Genomic DNA, 18,433 nt, shown 5'->3' with positions numbered 1-18,433 from the left:
GGCGATATGCAAAAGTTGTTAGAACTCTATAAACAATGGAAGGGGGAAGAGCCTGCTAACGTTCAGCAGATTCCTGGTGCCGGCAGCAACCGCACCTATTTCCGTCTGACAGACAGCGACGGGAAGAGCGTAGTGGGTGTCGTGGGCACCAGTCGTGACGAAGATCATGCTTTCATCTACCTGACGGAGCACTTTACACGGCGCAAACTCCCAGTCCCCAGGATACTGGCGGCATCTGACGACCAGTTGCGCTATCTGCAGACCGACCTTGGTTCGACCTCGCTCTTCGACGCCGTGCGTGGCGGACGAGAGGCTGGCGGACGTTACACGTTGAAGGAGCAGGAACTGCTGAAGCGTACCATCCGTGAGTTGCCCAACGTGCAGATCCGCGGGGCGCGCGGCCTCGACTTCTCGAACTGCTATCCGCAGGCTGAGTTCGACGTGGACAGCGTGCTGTTCGACCTGAACTACTTCAAGTACTGCTTTCTGAAGGCAACGGAGATAGACTTCCATGAGCTGAAGCTCGAGGCTGACTTCCGACTGCTGGCCAAGGACCTGACTAACGACGAATACGAAGTGGGCGACTGCTTCCTGTATCGTGACTTCCAGGCACGCAACGTGATGCTGGACGGCGATGGGAAACCTTACTTCATAGACTATCAGGGCGGACGCAAGGGACCGTATTATTACGACCTGGCCTCGTTCCTCTGGCAGGCTTCCGCACGCTATCCCCACAAGCTGCGCCGCGATCTGGTGTATGAGTACTACAACTCGCTGAAGGACTATACCGAGGTGCCTCCTGTGCGCCACTTCGCCAACCGCCTGTCGCTGTTTGTGCTCTTCCGCACACTCCAGGTGCTGGGCGCTTATGGCTTCCGTGGCTATTTCGAGCAGAAGAAGCACTTCATCGACAGCATACCGCCTGCCATACAGAACCTGCGTGAACTCCTGAACAGCTCTTCGCGGTTCGACTATCCTTATCTGATGGAGATACTGAAACAGCTGACAGAACTGCCACAGTTCCAGCAGATAGAGGCCACGGCCAGTCGTGCCGACGGCTATAAGACCACAGAGCTGAACCCTTATAAGGCGCATCCGCAGGACGGACCCGCCACTTTCTCGAAGTACGATGCCCAAGGACCGCTGGTGGTGAAGGTGTATAGCTTCTCTTACGGCAAGGGTATCCCTCAGGATGAGAGCGGTAATGGCGGTGGTTACGTGTTCGACTGTCGCAGCACGCACAACCCCGGCCGTTATGAGCCATATAAGAAACTGACGGGACTCGACGAGCCCGTGATCCGCTTCCTTGAAGACGACGGGGAGATACTGACGTTCCTCGACTCGGTATATAAACTGGCTGATGCTCATGTGAGGCGCTACATCCAGCGAGGCTTTACATCGCTGATGTTCTGTTTCGGATGTACGGGTGGTCAGCACCGCTCTGTCTATTCTGCCCAGCATCTGGCTGAGCATATACATGAGAAGTTCGGCGTTGAGGTGCGCATCACCCATCGTGAACAGAATATCACACAGACCCTTGAGGCTGCGGAATAAGCATGCCGACGGGAAAAAAACAGGAGTTTTATTTGTGTAGATGGAAACTTTTGAGTAATTTTGCACGCCAAAGATGAAACAGGCGATGATTTTTGCCGCAGGGCTCGGTACAAGACTGAAACCGCTGACCGACACGATGCCGAAGGCACTCGTAAGGGTAGGGGGAGAGCCTCTGCTGTGGCATGTCATCATGAAGCTGAAGGCTGCCGGCTATGAGCGCATCGTTGTCAATGTCCACCATTTTGCACAGCAGATTGTCGACTACCTTCAGGCAAATCACAATTTTGATGTCGACATCCGTATCTCTGACGAGACGTGTGGACTGCTCGAAACAGGCGGAGGCATCAAGAAAGCGCTGCCGCTCTTCGATAAGGATAGTCCCATCCTGATTCATAATGTGGACATTCTGAGTAATCTTGATTTCGACTCGCTCATCGCTGCTGACAGCGAGGCGACACCCGACGCCCTGCTGGTGGTAAGTCAGCGGCAGACGAAGCGCTATCTGCTCTTCGACGACGAGATGATACTCGACGGCTGGACGAACATCGAGACTGGTGAGGTGAAGAGTCCGTATGCCGGGCTCGACCCTGACGATATGAAGCGTCTGGCCTTCAGTGGTATCCATGTGCTGTGGCCTCGCATATATCCCCTCTTCGCTGAGATGCCGGAGCGTTTCGGTATCATGGATTTCTATCTGAAGTACTGTCATCAGTTTGCCTTCATGGGTCTGGAGAAGAAAGACCTGCGACTCATGGATGTGGGCAAGCTCGACACGCTGGAACAAGCAGAAACATTCATTAAACAATTATAAGACTTATGCAACAGAAGATTATTATTTTGGATTTCGGCTCACAGACGACTCAGTTGATTGGTCGTCGTGTTCGTGAGCTGGACACCTTCTGCGAGATTATGCCTTACAATAAGTTCCCCAAGGATGACCCTTCTGTGATTGGTGTTATCCTGAGTGGCTCGCCCTACTCAGTACACGATCCGGAGGCTTTCAAGGTCGACCTGTCGCAGTTCGTAGGTAAGTTGCCTGTGCTGGGCATCTGCTATGGCGCACAGTTCATCAGCCATACCCTGGGTGGACGAGTTGAGAAAGCCGACTCTCGTGAATACGGACGTGCCAACCTTCAGACGGTTGACACTACTAATCCCTTGTTCAAAGGCTTCGAACAGCACTCACAGGTGTGGATGAGTCATGGCGACACCATCACTGCCATTCCTGAGGATTTCAAGGTAATCGGCTCTACGGCTGATGTGAAGAATGCTGCTTTCGCTTCTACCAAGCAGCCTGTATGGGCAGTGCAGTTCCATCCGGAGGTGTTCCATACGTTGCAGGGCAAACAGCTGCTGCAGAACTTTGTGGTAGACATCTGTGGCAGTAAGCAGGAGTGGAGCGCCGCTTCATTCGTTGATTCTACCGTGGCAGAACTAAAAGAGCAGTTGGGGCAGGATCGCGTTATCCTGGGGCTCTCGGGTGGTGTCGACTCTTCAGTAGCTGCTGTGTTGCTGAACCGTGCCATTGGCAAGAACCTGACCTGTATCTTCGTTGACCACGGCATGTTGCGTAAGAACGAGTTCCAGCAGGTGATGGAAGACTACAAGGTGCTGGGGCTGAATGTGATTGGCGTGGATGCCAGCGAGAAGTTCTTCTCTGACCTGGCTGGTGTGACCGATCCAGAACAGAAACGTAAGATTATCGGCCGCGACTTCGTGGAGGTGTTCAACGCCGAGGCAAAGAAGATTACCGATGCCAAGTGGCTGGCTCAGGGCACTATCTACCCTGACCGCATTGAGTCGCTGAACATCACCGGTAAGGTGATTAAGAGCCACCACAACGTAGGCGGACTGCCCAAGGAGATGCACCTGCAGCTCTGTGAACCGCTGAAGTGGCTGTTCAAGGACGAGGTGCGTCGTGTAGGACGTCAGCTGGGCATGCCTGAGCATCTGATTACGCGCCACCCCTTCCCTGGTCCCGGTCTTGCCGTTCGTATCCTCGGTGATATCACGCCTGACAAGGTGCGCATTCTTCAGGATGCCGACGATATCTATATCCGCGGACTCCGTGAGTATAAGGTACGCCTCTCTGGCGAGGAAGCACGTAAGGTGCTGGCTGCCGGGGTGCCTGCAGAGATGCAGGATGGTGAGATCGAGGTGTCGCTCTATGATCAGATCTGGCAGGCTGGTGCTATCCTTCTGAGCACGGTCCGCTCGGTAGGTGTGATGGGTGATGAGCGTACTTATGAGCATCCCGTGGCCCTGCGTGCCGTAACCTCTACCGATGCGATGACTGCCGACTGGGCTCATCTGCCTTATGACTTCATGGCTAAGGTATCTAACGAGATTATTAATAAGGTGCGTGGCGTGAACCGCGTTTGCTACGATATCTCTTCAAAACCACCCGCAACAATCGAGTGGGAATAAGTAGAACCCCTTTATCCTGATGCTTATGGACAAAGTGTTTTATATCTCAGAGAAAGACAAGGAGATGATGCGCGAGGCTATCCGTCTGGCCAATGAGAGCGTGAAGAACGGCGGTGGCCCCTTCGGGGCTGTGGTCGTGAAGGATGGTGAGATTGTGGCTGGTAGTGCCAATAGTGTTACCGTCGACAATGACCCTACGGCTCATGCCGAGGTGAACGCCATTCGCAAGGCGTGCAGGAAACTGGGCACGTTCGACCTCACTGGCTGCACTATCTATACCTCGTGCGAACCATGTCCCATGTGTCTTGGTGCCATCTATTGGGCACACATCGAGCGTATCTACTATGGTAACAACCGTAAGGATGCCCGTGAGATCGACTTTGCCGACGATTTTATCTACGACGAAATGGATAAACCGCTGGAGAACCGCAGTGTTCCTATCATCCCCATGCTTCGTGATGAGGCGCTGGAAACGTTTCGTCTGTGGAGCGAGAAAACGGATAAGGTAGAGTATTGAAAAAATAATAGCCTCACCAGTCGGTGGGGCTATTATTATATAAATAAGGTATAGGGGCTTACTTGTTCTTCAGCAAGTCGCGGATCTCTGCCAGCAGCTCTTCCTGTGTAGGACCTGCAGGTGCTTCGGGAGCGGGCTCTTCCTTCTTCTTGTTGAGTTTGTTCATACCCTTGATCATCAGGAAAATACAGAATGCGATGATAACGAAATCAATGACACTCTGAACAAACTGTCCGTAGGTGATGTTGGCATCGCCAATGGTAGCCTTCAAGCCTGTAAAGTCGATACCGCCAGTCAAGATACCGAGGACAGGCATCAGGATGTCGTTTACCAGACTTGTAACAATCTTACCAAACGCGCCGCCGATGATAACACCGACAGCCATGTCCATTACATTGCCCTTAACGGCAAACTCTTTGAATTCCTTAATAAATCCCATAACTTTTAATGTTTAATAGTTAATGATTAATATTTATTGTTTATAGAATTGTAATCTGCATTTTGCAATCTCAAAAGTATACTTCTCTCTGAAGTGCCAATGTTGACTAATTTGTTCTGTTTAATCTTATTTAAGACAGAAATCTGATGCAAATATAGGTTTTTTTTTGTAACTTTGCACACGAAAAAAGAAAAAAGTGCATTTTTTGCGCAAAATAGTTAGTAAATTAGGTATAAACCCTTTAAATATTTAAGTAAAAATGACAAAAGTAGCAATTAACGGTTTTGGCCGTATCGGTCGCCTCGCATTCCGTCAGATGTTCGAGGCTGAAGGTTATGAAGTAGTAGCTATCAACGACTTGACAAGCCCCAAGATGCTCGCTCACCTGCTGAAGTATGACACAGCACAGGGTGGTTTCTGCGGTAAGTTCGGTGAGAACAAGCACACTGTAGAGGCTGGTGAGGACTTCATCGTAGTTGATGGTAAGAAGATCACTATCTATGCTATTCCTAACGCTGCTGAGCTGCCTTGGGGTAAGCTGGACGTAGACGTTGTTCTGGAGTGCACAGGTTTCTACACATCTAAGGAGAAGGCTTCTGCTCACCTGACTGCTGGTGCTAAGAAGGTTGTTATCTCAGCTCCTGCTGGTAACGATCTGCCTACTATCGTTTACAATGTAAACCACAAGACTCTGACTCCTGCTGACACTGTTATCTCAGCTGCTTCTTGTACAACCAACTGCTTGGCTCCTATGACCAAGGCTCTGAACGACCTGGCTCCAATCCAGAGCGGTATCATGACAACTGTACACGCTTACACTGGCGACCAGATGATTCTCGACGGTCCTCAGCGCAAGGGTGATGTTCAGCGCGCTCGTGCCGGTGCTCAGAACATCGTTCCTAACTCAACTGGTGCTGCTAAGGCTATCGGTCTCGTTATTCCTGAGCTGAACGGTAAGCTGATCGGTGCTGCTCAGCGCGTTCCAACTCCTACAGGTTCTACAACTATCCTGCACGCTGTTGTTAAGGGTGATGTAACTGTTGAGAGCATCAACGCTGCCATGAAGGCTGCTCAGAACGAGTCATTCGGTTACACCGAGGAGAAGCTCGTTTCTAGCGACATCATCGGTATGAAGTTCGGTTCACTCTTCGACGCTAACCAGACCATGGTAAGCAAGATGGAGGACGGTAACTCACTCGTACAGGTTGTTTCTTGGTACGACAATGAGAACTCTTACACTTCTCAGATGGTTCGCACCATTAAGTACCTCGCAGAGCTGAAATAATATTAGCCCATATAGGTAAACCATGAGCCACTCGATTTTATATCGGGTGGCTTTTTTTTGTGCTTTTTTTTGGTTATTCGCTCACTTATTATTATCTTTGTCGCCGAAATGAGACTAAAGACGTTTTTCTGGTGTATCCTTTTGACCCTGTTGCTGCCTTTGGAGGCTCTGGCCGCTGATGGCAGTAAGGGCGAACTACTAGCGAATGAGGCCGATAGCCTGTATAGTCTTCAGCAGTATGCTGAGGCTCAGAGGGTGGCTGCTCAGGCGCTTAATGCCATGCGTAGTGAGCGTAATGCCGAGGGCGAGGCCGATTGCCTGAACCTGTTGGCAATTATCAATATCCGTCTTGGTGATTTCAATGAGGCAGCTAAGTATGCAAAGCAGTGTTATGTGCTCGATGAGAAGTCGGGCGATCCTGATGCTATGTCGTCAAGCCTCAATACGTTGGCAGCTATCTATATGTCGATGCGCCAGCCTAAGGAAGCTGAAAAATATGTTCTCAAGGGAATAGAGTATTCTAAGAAAGCCGACAATCCACAGCGTCTGGCCATACTGCATGGCATGGCTTCTGAGGTGTACCACTACCTGAAGCAGGATGAGCGCTCTTTGCAGTATGCCACCATGGCTTATGAGATGGAGCAAAAGTTGGGCCGTAAGGATAAGATGGCAGTCCGACAGGCTGAACGTGCCAGTGCCTTGATTGCCCTGAAACGTCATGATGAGGCACGTAAGGCGCTCGATGAGGCTATCCCCGGGCTACGTGCCAGTGGCAACATACACTCATTAGGTATCGCCTGTAATCAGATGGGACTGATGCTGCATAACGAAGGCAAGGACGGTGAGGCTGTTACTTATTTCAATGAGGCCTTGAACATTTTCCTTGCCCAGCATGACCTCTACAATGAGGCTATGAGTCGTCAGGGACTTTACGAATCGCTTCGCCACACCGATCCGGATAAGGCCATGGAGCATAACGACCGGTATATGGCGCTTCGTGACTCGATCTATGATAAGGACACTGGTGAACTGCTGACCAAGTATGCCGTTGAGTATGGTTACGGCCAACTTCAGGCCGAGAACATCAGCCTGCTTCAGATGCGTCGTATTTATCTCATCGCTGGTGTCATCATGCTGCTGGCTCTCCTTGGGTTTGGCCTTTGGCGCAGTCGTCGTGATCGTCTGCGCATGCAGGAACTCATCCGCCAGATAGAGAATATGCGTATTGCTGAGGTGGGCGAGGTTGAACCACAAATAAAAGAGGAGACTGAGCAGAATTCTCAGGAGGACGTAGCCACTGAAGATCGTCTCTTTGTCATGCGTCTTGTTCAGGTGGTCAACGATGGTCTCTCTACAGGTCAGTATGGTGTCGAGGCTGTTGCCTCGGAGATGAATATGAGTGTGCAGACTTTCCGCCGTCGTCTGATGAGTGTTACAGGCGAGTCGCCCAAAGCCTTCATCTCAGCCATCCAGATGGAGCGTGCCGCCAAGCTCCTGACCGACAATCCTGATATGTCTATCGCCCGTGTAGCCACCCTTTGTGGCTACGACGAGACAAATTCCTTTGGCCGCTCTTTCAAGCGTGCCTATGGCGTTACTCCCTCACAATATCGAGGACAGTAATATTTTCTGTCTTGCGGAAAGTCTGTATCAGATATTTCCGCAAGGAAGATTGAAGACGTCGGCTACGGCTTTGTAAACCACTTTCCCCTCTACAATGTTAAGTCCTTTGGCCAAGGCGGAATCGTCTTTGCATGCCTGTTGCCAGCCCTTGTCGGCCAGAGCAATGGCATAACGCAGGGTCGCATTGGTCAGGGCAAGGGTAGAGGTGTTGGGTACAGCGCCGGGGATGTTTGCCACGCAGTAGTGTACGATGCCTTCTTCAATATACACAGGGTCGCTATGGGTGGTAGGTCGTGAACTTTCGAAGCATCCGCCTTGATCGATGGCAACGTCGACGAGTACTGTGCCCGGTTCCATGAGTTTCAGCATCTCGCGGGTGATGAGGTGGGGAGTCTTGTCGCCTGGTACGAGTACGCTACCCACGATGATATCCACTGTCGGAAGCATCTGTCGGATGTTATGCTCAGAGGAGTAGAGAGTATGAACATTGGCAGGCGTCTCGATGTCAAGCTGGCGCAGACGGGGCAGGGATATATCGGCGATGGTCACATCAGCTCCTAGGCCAGCCGCCATCATTGCGGCTGCTTCGCCAACCACGCCACCGCCCAAGACAAGCACCTTGGCAGGACTCACACCTGGTACACCGCTAATCAGTTTACCCTTGCCACCCTTGGTCTTCTGCAGGTAGTATGCACCATTGAGTGTCGCCATGCGACCGGCCACCTCGCTCATGGGCTGTAACAAAGGAAGTGAACCGTTGGGCAATTGGACGGTTTCGTAGGCCAGACAAACAGCCTTACTCTTGAGCATGGCCTCAGTCAGTTCGCGCTCACAGGCAAAGTGGAAATAGGTGAACAGCAATTGACCGGGGCGAACGAGCTCGTATTCTGGTTCGATGGGCTCTTTCACCTTCACTATCATGTCGCACTCACGATACACAGCCTCGATGGTGGGCAGTATGCGGGCACCGGCCTTGATATAGTCGTCGTCAGAGAAACCGCTGCCTTCGCCTGCTGTGTGCTGCACACTCACTTCATGACCGCGACGTGATAATTCTGCTACTCCCGCAGGGGTCATGCCCACGCGATTCTCGTTGTTCTTAATCTCTTTTGGAATTCCTACTTTCATAATGATGCTGGTTTTAGTTAATTGAATATTTTCTGCAAATATACAATTATTTCTCTTCCATTGTACTCGAAAGACCTGTTTTTTATTCGTTTTAGGGGGTAATATGGCAGTTTGGAAGATTTTGCAGGGTGTTTTGGAAGAAAATGTTCACATGATGTAAAAAGTTTCTTTGTATCTTTGCAGCGATATAATCTTTAGCCATAGATATAAATAGCTAAATGCAAAAGAAGACGGATCGACAAAAGCAAGCCAGACAACTGGCAACAGACTATCTAGGTTTTCTGATGGACCAAGAAAGACTCGTCAGACGGGTGGTTGATGAACGGGTGGCAGAACTGCAACCTGAGTTAGAAGCCCTCGTCGACGAGCGAATCCGTCAACAGTTGAAAAAGCATAATAAATAAATCAAACCATATTAATAACAAAATTAAAAACTTAAGAGAGAGATGAAAAAACAAAGTAACTTTTTGAGACTGGCTATGGCCGTTGCTTTACTAATAGCAGTGAATGTCAACGTGATGGGCGACACGCTTCGCAAGGGTGGCAGTGTGGTTGGTAAGATTGAGTCGAATGGTGACGTGCGCCTTAATGGTTCCATCGTGGGCCGGTTCGAGTCAAATGGTGATATCCGTGTTGGCGGCTCCATCGAAGGCAGGATTGAGAACAATGGCGACATCCGCAAGCGCGGCTCTATCATCGGTAGAGTAGAGTCGAATGGTGATATCCGTCTTGGAGGTTCCATTGTCGGAAAGGTTGAGAATAACGGCGATATCCGAAAGAATGGTTCTATTATCGGTAAGGTAGAGCAGATGACCAATAAGCGTCGCGTGGCCGTGATGTATTTCTTCGGATTCTTCAAACTATAGCTGTATTCATTGACATTTGATCATATTAACTTAATACATTAAAATTATGGCTTATACAGAAACATCTACTACTGGGTATGGTACTCGTGTGGGCAATTCGTTCAGGGCTATTGGCAGTGGCCTGCTGTTATTCGTACTTGGAACGGCATTATTGTGGTGGAACGAAGGACGTGCCGTGAAAACAGAGAAGATGCTTAACGAGGCAGGGAATGCCTATGTGGAAATGGAGAATCCTAACAAGAAAGACGCATCGCTGGAAGGGGAATTGATCTGTGGTACGGCGATGGCTACTACGGAAGACTCGCTTATCGATGCTCAGTTTGGCATTGGTGCCAAGGCGATAGCCATGCATCGTACAGTGGAATACTACCAGTGGGTAGAGCATGCCCAGGAGAAGAGTGAAGACAAACTGGGTGGTAAGGAAGTAACCACAACAACCTATACATATTCAAAGGAGTGGGTGAGGCGTCCTATTGACTCGAGTCAGTTCAAGGATCCTGCCTATCAGAAGAAGAATATGGTGCTCACTACTGTTGAGGATGCTGAGCAGTATGCCGAGAATGTATCGTTTGGCGCCTATAAGCTGAGTGAGAGCCTGATTCACCAGATATCTTCGGACGAAGGTATGGAACTGGCCATCAGCGAGGATCTGCTGAAGCAGTTTGATAAGGCTGCTCAGGCAGCCTATGAGCGCTTCTATGGCGTCGTCAAGAAACAGCAACCTGTTCAACAGCAACAGCCTGTTCAGCAGTTGCTTATCCCCGATTCCGTCAGGGCTTTGCTCTCTGATTCAGCCAAGGCGGTGATTGATTCTATTCAGGCATATAACGACTCTATCAAGGCTGTTACAGACAGTCTGATGGCTAATGCCGAAAACAAAAAAGATCTGGCGTATATCCATCAGGCCGGAAACGTGCTTTACTATGGTCGTGTGCCAGGTTCTCCTGAGGTTGGTGACGTTCGCGTGACATTCGAGAAGGTGGTACCTGCCAAGGTGACTGTGATGGCTGTGGTAGATGGCGACAGCTTCAAGCCGTTCAAAGCCAAGAACGGTAAGCGTTTCCAAACACTGGTGATGGGAAAAAAGAGCGGTGATGAGATTATCGACGCAGCTAAAGAGTCGAACAATGCCCTGCTCTGGATATTCCGTTTGGTCGGCATCCTGATGGTGATTGGCGGATTGAAGGGCATCTTTGGCTTCCTCTCGACGATTCTCAAGGTTGTTCCTTTTATCGCGAATATCTTTGGTTGGGGCATTGGTATTGTATGCACGGTTATTGGTATCGCATGGAGTCTTATTATCATTGCCATCGCATGGCTGTTCTATCGTCCTCTGCTTGGCATCACTCTCCTGGCTCTGGCAGGTTTCCTCATCTGGGTATTTGCCTTTAAAGGCAAGGATAAACTGAAGGAGCTGGCTGCTAAGGCTAAACAGAAAGGTTCGGCAACAGCTTCTGTGACAGAAGTGTAAATCAGAATAACGTTTATGAAGAAGATAGTATTATCAATGGTATTGTGTCTGTGCGTCCTCTGTGGCGCTCAGGCACAGACCATTCTGAATAACAGCAAGTGGTTTGACGGTGCTGTACTCTTTACCGCAAAAGTGGTGGGTAACAGTGTCACGATGAATGGCGTAAGTAATCATGAGGGTGGATTCGTATTCCATCTGACAAAGGTTGCCGACAAGTCTGGTGAGTATATTCTCACTGGTACTGATGAGGAGGCTGAGGCTCTTCGTGCTAAGGTTGGCTGGAGGGTGCAGTATATCCGTCAGGAGGGTATGTACTTTCTCGTCGTGCGTAATCTCAAGGGCGACGCAGTGTGGGAGATGACGTTGACGCCTGATAATCTGGAGAATAGTCTCGCTTTTGAACGATATATGGAGCAGCAACCAGTGAGTGAGCAGCTTGCCAATTGTCTGCTGAACACAACTTATCTGGCCCGATTCTCTAAGGAAGAGTTACGGTTGATGCGCAACGAGATTCTTGCCCGTCATGGCTGGAAGTTCCAGTCGAAGGACCTTCAGGAGCATTTTGGCGCCCAGCCTTGGTATAAGCCTGGTAGTAACAATAAAGACATTCGGCTTAATATCATTGAACAATTGAACATTCAGCTTATCAAGAGCGAGGAGCGGGTACCTGATGAAGAGCGTGGCTATTTCCCCAAGCCAGAGGACTTTCCTGGCGGACTTGCCGATGATGGGCGTGGTCCTGACGAGCTCGATGGTGCGGAGGTCAGTGAGGTCTACAATGAAGCCGGTTTTATTGCTAATCTGCGATCGAACCATATCGTGCAGATTGCTGACAATGTGCACCTGAACCTCTCTCGTATTCTTGAGAACGAAGAAGAGTTTAATGGTCGCGTTGGAAGGCGCTGGACTGCTGATGCCTCAGCGATTGTCAGTAAGAGCCCTCTGGTAGTGAGTGAGAGTGTGTTCGACGGACAGCAGCTGGCTCTTGTCAATATGAGTAATCTGATTATCAGAGGTGGAAAGAATTCAAGTATAGAGGTAGACCCCCGCTATTCTTATTGTCTTTATTTCATAAACTGTGACCACTGTGAAGTGCAGAACCTCACCATCGGCCATACAGAAGGCGGCTATTGCTCCGGAGGTGTTATCGGCGTGAATGGCGGACGACAGAACGTGGTGAAGGATTGCGACTTGTATGGCTGTGGGACATACGGACTCGACCTCATGGAAACCACTGATTTCGCAATGCTTAACTCTAACGTCCATGATTGTACCTATGGTATCATGCAGCTGCGCAGTTGCATAGCTGTCAGGTTTTCCGATTGTGACTTCTTTAACAACCGTGAATTTGCACTCGTCGAAGGATGGGGCAACGAGGGACTGTCGTTCTCTGACTGCCGCTTCTTCGCAAATTGGGGCGATGCACCTCTTTTTGATCTCGATAATACCTTCTATCTGATGAGATGTGAGATATATCACCCCATACAGAATCTTGGCAGCATCGACATATCTGAGCAATTGCAGGGGAAAACTAAATTTGTGGATAATCCGCTCGACACGAGTATTAAGCCCCGAGATGTCGGCCCCAGATAATTCCAGAATAACGTAAGGTAGAAAATAAAGATATTCTTTTGGCATGGATATAAATGACTTTAAGGAGATGATGGGTAAAACGCTCAAGGGCTGTGGCTGTCTGAGTATAGGTTTCGTTGTGCTGTTGATCGTTGTCGGTATCTTTGTTGATGACGAAGAGCAGAAAGATACAGCTAATGAATCCGTGCAACAGACAGAACAGGTGGAGAAGAATGACTCCGTCGTCGTAAATGAACCGTTGGAAGGTGATCCTTATGCCGAACTCGACGAACTCATTGGCTTGGGTGATGTGAAGAAAGAAGTGCGCTCACTGGCCAACTTCGTGAAACTGCAGAAACAGCGTGAGGCACAGGGGCTGAAAACTGCCAAGGTGTCTTATCATCTCGTGTTTTATGGATCGCCAGGTACTGGTAAGACCACTGTGGCCCGTATCGTGGGACGTATCTACAAAGATCTTGGTGTGTTAAAGAAGGGACATACGGTAGAGACCGACCGTGGCGGATTGGTGGCTAAGTATATGGGACAGACAGCACTTAAGACGGATACGGTCATTCGTCAGGCTCTTGATGGAGTTCTCTTTATCGATGAGGCATATTCACTTGTTCCTGAAGGAGGCAACAGCAACGACTATGGTCAGGAGGCTATTTCAACGCTGTTGAAACGTATGGAAGACTATCGTGACCGACTGGTGGTGATTATTGCCGGCTATAAGGATGAGATGAAGCGTTTTATCGACTCTAATCCCGGACTTCAGTCGCGCTTCAATCGCTATATCGATTTCCCTGACTATTCTGGCGGAGAATTGACTGAAATCTTCAAGATGTATATGAAGAAGAATCAGTATGTCCTGGCCGATGGTGCCGAAGCTTTTCTTAAGGAACAGTTCAATGATGTCGTGGCTCATAAAGACCGTAACTTCGGTAATGCCCGTTTTGCCCGTAATGTGTTTGAAAAGAGTATTCAGCAGCAGGCTAACCGCTTGGCAGGCGAATCGAACCTTAGCAAGAAACAGCTGGTGGAACTGACTGTCGAGGATCTGAAGGGTGGCTTCTCTGTCAGGTCACGCATAGGACAAAACTAATATTATATAATTTAAGGTGTATGAAAAGAAACATCCTGCTGATTGTTGATACGCAGAATGGTTATGTGGGTTTCGAAGAATCTGAGATGGGGGAAAACAGAATGGTCATTGAGTGCTGCTATTGGAATTATGCCGATAGGAAGCACAAGCTGGTGGCTGTTTCTAATGACTATTACCAGAATGGACAAGCCATTGCCGGACAGTATACTGGTGTTACATTTTATAAATACGACAATACCACCCGTAAGATGAGAGTGGCTTCTGCTGTGGATTTAGGTCTGGAGTTCGATGCTCCTCCTGGCACATTTGCTACGACGCATAGTCTGCCTCGTCGGGGAAAGACCATTGTCTACACCTTCTACGTACCTGCTGGAAAGATTGAGAAGCGTATGACATGGAATGGTAATGAATTCATAGCAGGAAGTAAATAAGGATATAATATCAAAAAACTGGCTGTCTGATTTTGTCGGACGGCTTTTTTTATGTATCTTTGCAAACGATATGCAGAAGATGATAACGATACTTGGACCCACTGCTTCAGGAAAGACGCCTGTCGCAGCTCACTTGGCAGCAGAGATTGGTGGCGAGGTTATATCGGCCGACTCTCGTCAGGTATATCGTCGGATGGATATCGGAACGGGAAAGGACTTGGAAGACTATGTCGTTGACGGTCAGCCGATTCCTTACCATCTGATAGATATCCGTGAGCCGGGTACGAAATATAATCTTTTTGAATATCAGCAGGATTTCTTCGATGTCTATGAAGCAATACGGCACCGAGGCACAGTGCCTATTCTCTGTGGAGGTACAGGACTTTATATCGAAGCCGTACTGAAAGGTTATAAGCTGTCGCCTGTTCCTCAGAACCAGGAACTTCGCGATAGGTTGGAAGGCAAGTCGCTGGGCGAACTTACTGAGATGCTTGTAGGTCTGAAGGCGCAGAGCGGTTCTAATATGCATAACAAGACCGATGTGGACTCGTGTCAGCGTGCCATTCGTGCCATTGAGATAGAGACTTACAATCTGGAGCATCCTACGCCCCGGCGTGAATTACCGTCAGTGGATTCGCTGATTATCGGTATTGATATCGATCGTGAACTGCGGCGTGAGAAGATCACCCGTCGCCTGAAGTCTCGTTTGGAGAACGGTATGGTTGATGAAGTCAAGGCCTTGCTCAATGAGGGTATTCCTGCAGAAAACCTGATTTATTACGGACTGGAATATAAGTTTGTGACGGAGTATCTGACAGGGCAGTCCACTTATGATGAGATGTTTACCCGTCTGGAGATTGCTATCCACCAGTTTGCCAAACGTCAGATGACGTGGTTCAGGGGAATGGAGCGACGGGGCTTTGTGATTCATTGGATAGACGCGACCCTCCCGATGGAGGAAAAGATAAATAGTATTAGGCAATTATGGCAGTAGAAACAGGAAAGTGGGGCATCTTGTATTGTCCAAAGGCAGGTGCCACCAACAAACGTAAACGTTGGGAGAAAATCCAGAAAGTGCTCGATGAGCGCGGGGTTAATTATGACTTTGTGCAGAGCGAGACGAGTAATAGTGTGGAACGTCTGATGAAGATGATGATATCTAATGGCTACAAAACCATTGTCATTGTTGGAGGCGACTCTGCGCTGAACGATGCCGTAAACTGTCTGATGATGGAAGAAAAGGCTGTTAGAGACAGTATTGCTCTAGGTGTTATTCCCAATGGCGTGATGAATGACTTTGCACGTTTCTGGGAATTCGATGAGTATAAGGTTGAACAGACCGTTGATTGGCTTGTCCAGCACAGAGTGCGCAAGGTCGATCTGGGCTGTATCCGTTACTCTAATGCCCGTGGAGAGCGGTGTCATCGCTATTTCCTTAACTGCGTCAATATCGGTATGACGGCTGATATCATGAATCTGCGCCGTCAGACCCGTCGCCTGTTTGGTTCGCGTACCTTGTCTTTTGTTTCGTCACTGTTTGTCATGCTCTTCCATCGTATGGAGTATAAGATGAAACTGAAGATCAATAGCGATGTAATCGACCGTAAGGTGATGACCGTTTGTATTGGTAGTGGTCTTGGGTATGGTCAGACACCTAATGCCGTACCTTATAATGGCATGCTTGATGTCTCGGTGGTCTATCACCCAGAGGTGGTTCAGCTTATTGAAGGACTATGGCTCTTGGTGACTGGCAGGTTCCTGAATCACCGCAGTGTGCACCCCTACCGCACGAAAGAAGTATTGGTGGAGTCGGCTAAACATGCCATGGTTGGCGTTGATGGACGACTGATGAAAACACCTGTAGGAGCCTTCAGTGTCAATGTCGAGTTGGAAGTGATTAATTTCCTGATTCCCGCATAAAAAAGCTGGCAAGTTACTGAAACTTGCCAGCTTTTGCTTAAATATTTGTTAAATATCGGGAATTCCTTTGCCACTTGATTGAAAATACCTACCTTTGGGGAATTAAAGACTAATGTATTACTATTATTAAAATACCTTTACAGGAACTATGAGTTATTTACGATTAGAAAAAGCCGTGATGACAAACCTGCAGGAGAGTCTTCGTCGTGAGTTCCTTAGGACCAACCGATCTGGCGCTTATAGCAGTTCAACGCTGGTTGACTGTAATACGCGTAAGTATCATGGTCTGCTGGTTGTACCTGTACCGGAACTCGACGATGATAACCATGTGCTCTTGTCCTCGCTCGACTGTACGGTCATCCAGCATGGAGCAGCATTCAACCTGGGGCTGCATAAGTATCAAGGCAATAACTTCAGTCCTAATGGACACAAGTACATTCGTGAGTTTGATGCCACGACTGTACCTACGACAACCTATCGTGTCGGTGGCGTAGTGCTGAAGAAGGAAGTGATTTTCCAGCATTATGAAGACCGTATTCTCATCCGTTATACATTGGTAGAGGCTCATTCTGCCACAACCTTGAGATTCCGTCCTTTCTTGGCGTTCCGTTCCGTTCGCCAGTTTACTCATGAAAACAATACGGCCAGCCGTGAGTTCAGTCAGGTCGACAATGGCATCAAGACTTGTATGTATGCCGGATACCCTGACCTTTACATGCAGTTCTCAAAGAAAAACGAGTTCATATTCCAGCCCGACTGGTATCGTGGCGTGGAATATCCCAAGGAGCAGGAACGTGGTTATGCTTCTAATGAGGACCTCTACGTACCGGGCTACTTCGAAATGCCAATCGAGAAAGGCGAGAGTATCATTTTCTCCGGATCGACTTCGCAGATAAAGACTTCGAGCCTGAAGGCTCTGTTTGATGAAGAGGTTGGCGAGCGTGTGCCTCGTGACAACTTCTATCATTGTCTGGTGACTGCCGCTCATCAGTTCCATAAGCGTGAGAAGAACAACGACCGTTACTTGTTGGCTGGCTATCCTTGGTTCAAGTCGCGTGCTCGCGATACATTCATTGCTCTTCCGGGATTGACGCTCTCTATTGGTGAGGTCGATTATTTCGAGAAGGTTATGAAGACCGCAGAGAAGGCGCTTCGTGAGTTTATGGACGAGAAACCCATTACAGGAAAGTTGTATGAGGTGGAGCAGCCCGATGTGCCCCTTTGGGCTGTCTGGGCCATGCAGCAGTATGCTAAGGAGGTAGGTCGCGACAAGTGTTTTGAGATGTATGGCAAACTGCTTCAGGACATTGTACGTTTCATTCTGGATGGAAAGCATCCTAACCTCCGCCTTGACGAGAATGGGCTGCTTTACTCTAATGGTCGTGATAAGGCTGTCACTTGGATGAACTCAACAGCTAACGGGAGGCCTGTTGTTCCCCGTTCTGGCTATATCGTAGAGTTCAATGCCCTTTGGTATAACACGCTGAAGTTCTGCGCTTCAATGGCAGCGGAGAAAGGCGATGTCAAAGGTGCTGAGAAAGTTGAGGCCATTGCTGCCAAGGTGAAGGCTTCGTTTGTTGATACGTTCGTTAACGAATATGGATATCTGCTCGACTATGTAGATGGAAATATGATGGACTGGAGTGTACGTCCGAACATGATCTTTGCCGTAGCGCTCGACTATTCGCCGCTGAACCAGCAGCAGATGAAGAGTGTGGTGGATATATGTACACGTGAACTGCTGACACCAAAGGGACTGCGCTCGCTCTCACCGAAAAGCGGTGGCTATAACCCCATTTATGTTGGGCCGCAGACGCAGCGTGACTACGCTTACCATCAGGGCACTGCCTGGCCTTGGCTGGGAGGCTTTTATATGGAAGCCTGTCTGAAGCTTTACAAGCGCAGTCGTCTCAGCTTCATCGAGCGTCAGCTGGTGGGTTATGAGGACGAGATGGATTATCATGCTATTGGAACTATTTCTGAGCTGTTCGATGGTAACCCGCCATTCAACGGACGCGGTGCCATGTCGTTTGCTATGAACGTTGCAGAGATTCTCCGTACATTACAGCTCATGGATAAGTATTCATATCAAAAATAA

The 18,433-nt window shown here is 49.0% G+C and carries 17 protein-coding genes; 15 read left to right on the top strand and 2 right to left on the bottom strand.

What is annotated here, in order from left to right; translation table 11 throughout:
- The first annotated feature begins 6 nt into the window (after positions 1 to 6).
- The 4 genes from T325_RS10410 (at position 7) to T325_RS10395 (ending at position 4,498) form a co-directional block, all read left to right on the top strand.
- Positions 7 to 1,554 (top strand): RapZ C-terminal domain-containing protein, encoded by a 1,548-nt coding sequence (locus tag T325_RS10410; protein WP_036913324.1) that lies wholly within the window; start codon positions 7 to 9, stop codon positions 1,552 to 1,554.
- Between the two features lie 73 nt (positions 1,555 to 1,627).
- Positions 1,628 to 2,365, top strand: a complete 738-nt coding sequence (locus T325_RS10405) for a nucleotidyltransferase family protein (RefSeq protein ID WP_036913321.1) — start codon at positions 1,628 to 1,630, stop codon at positions 2,363 to 2,365.
- Positions 2,366 to 2,370: 5 nt separating this feature from the next.
- Entirely contained in the window at positions 2,371 to 3,981 is a 1,611-nt protein-coding gene (guaA, locus tag T325_RS10400) for a glutamine-hydrolyzing GMP synthase (RefSeq protein ID WP_036913318.1), read from the top strand.
- A gap of 25 nt (positions 3,982 to 4,006) precedes the next feature.
- Positions 4,007 to 4,498, top strand: a complete 492-nt coding sequence (locus T325_RS10395) for a nucleoside deaminase (protein WP_036913730.1) — start codon at positions 4,007 to 4,009, stop codon at positions 4,496 to 4,498.
- A gap of 58 nt (positions 4,499 to 4,556) precedes the next feature.
- On the opposite strand, the gene mscL is transcribed toward T325_RS10395, so the two are convergent.
- Positions 4,557 to 4,937, bottom strand: coding sequence for a large conductance mechanosensitive channel protein MscL (gene mscL, locus T325_RS10390; RefSeq protein ID WP_036913316.1), 381 nt, complete (start codon positions 4,935 to 4,937; stop codon positions 4,557 to 4,559).
- 259 nt (positions 4,938 to 5,196) lie between these two features.
- Here mscL and gap point away from each other — a divergent pair, with 259 nt between their 5' ends.
- A complete protein-coding gene (gap, locus tag T325_RS10385) occupies positions 5,197 to 6,222 on the top strand; it encodes a type I glyceraldehyde-3-phosphate dehydrogenase (protein WP_027451058.1) in 1,026 nt (341 codons plus the stop codon).
- 108 nt (positions 6,223 to 6,330) lie between these two features.
- Positions 6,331 to 7,845 (top strand): helix-turn-helix transcriptional regulator, encoded by a 1,515-nt coding sequence (locus T325_RS10380; RefSeq protein ID WP_036913313.1) that lies wholly within the window; start codon positions 6,331 to 6,333, stop codon positions 7,843 to 7,845.
- Between the two features lie 27 nt (positions 7,846 to 7,872).
- On the opposite strand, the gene ald is transcribed toward T325_RS10380, so the two are convergent.
- Positions 7,873 to 8,973 (bottom strand): alanine dehydrogenase, encoded by a 1,101-nt coding sequence (gene ald, locus T325_RS10375; protein WP_036913310.1) that lies wholly within the window; start codon positions 8,971 to 8,973, stop codon positions 7,873 to 7,875.
- A gap of 218 nt (positions 8,974 to 9,191) precedes the next feature.
- Here ald and T325_RS10370 point away from each other — a divergent pair, with 218 nt between their 5' ends.
- The 9 genes from T325_RS10370 to T325_RS10330 all read left to right on the top strand — a co-directional run bounded on the left by T325_RS10370 (position 9,192) and on the right by T325_RS10330 (position 18,433).
- Positions 9,192 to 9,377, top strand: coding sequence for a hypothetical protein (locus T325_RS10370; protein ID WP_036913307.1), 186 nt, complete (start codon positions 9,192 to 9,194; stop codon positions 9,375 to 9,377).
- Positions 9,378 to 9,419: 42 nt separating this feature from the next.
- Positions 9,420 to 9,839: a bactofilin family protein gene (locus tag T325_RS10365; protein WP_143058301.1), complete on the top strand. Its 420-nt coding sequence runs from the start codon at positions 9,420 to 9,422 to the stop codon at positions 9,837 to 9,839.
- Between the two features lie 46 nt (positions 9,840 to 9,885).
- Positions 9,886 to 11,310 (top strand): TMEM43 family protein, encoded by a 1,425-nt coding sequence (locus T325_RS10360; protein ID WP_036913304.1) that lies wholly within the window; start codon positions 9,886 to 9,888, stop codon positions 11,308 to 11,310.
- A 15-nt stretch (positions 11,311 to 11,325) separates the two neighbouring features.
- Entirely contained in the window at positions 11,326 to 12,903 is a 1,578-nt protein-coding gene (locus T325_RS10355; RefSeq protein WP_081911150.1) for a YARHG domain-containing protein, read from the top strand.
- Positions 12,904 to 12,946: 43 nt separating this feature from the next.
- On the top strand, positions 12,947 to 13,984 hold the full coding sequence (locus T325_RS10350; RefSeq protein WP_081911148.1) for an AAA family ATPase: 1,038 nt from the start codon (positions 12,947 to 12,949) through the stop codon (positions 13,982 to 13,984).
- A gap of 20 nt (positions 13,985 to 14,004) precedes the next feature.
- Positions 14,005 to 14,415: a hypothetical protein gene (locus tag T325_RS10345; RefSeq protein WP_036913299.1), complete on the top strand. Its 411-nt coding sequence runs from the start codon at positions 14,005 to 14,007 to the stop codon at positions 14,413 to 14,415.
- A gap of 79 nt (positions 14,416 to 14,494) precedes the next feature.
- On the top strand, positions 14,495 to 15,409 hold the full coding sequence (gene miaA / locus T325_RS10340; RefSeq protein ID WP_177172008.1) for a tRNA (adenosine(37)-N6)-dimethylallyltransferase MiaA: 915 nt from the start codon (positions 14,495 to 14,497) through the stop codon (positions 15,407 to 15,409).
- Positions 15,400 to 16,335: a diacylglycerol/lipid kinase family protein gene (locus T325_RS10335; protein ID WP_036913294.1), complete on the top strand. Its 936-nt coding sequence runs from the start codon at positions 15,400 to 15,402 to the stop codon at positions 16,333 to 16,335. Before miaA ends, T325_RS10335 begins: the two co-directional genes overlap by 10 nt.
- Positions 16,336 to 16,483: 148 nt before the next feature.
- The gene (locus T325_RS10330; RefSeq protein ID WP_081911147.1) at positions 16,484 to 18,433 is read left to right on the top strand and encodes a glycogen debranching enzyme N-terminal domain-containing protein; all 1,950 of its coding nucleotides are present in this window, start codon (positions 16,484 to 16,486) and stop codon (positions 18,431 to 18,433) included.

Source organism: Prevotella sp. FD3004 (genome assembly GCF_000746155.1).
Lineage (GTDB): Bacteria > Bacteroidota > Bacteroidia > Bacteroidales > Bacteroidaceae > Prevotella.
This window is presented reverse-complemented; position numbering and strand designations above follow the sequence as displayed.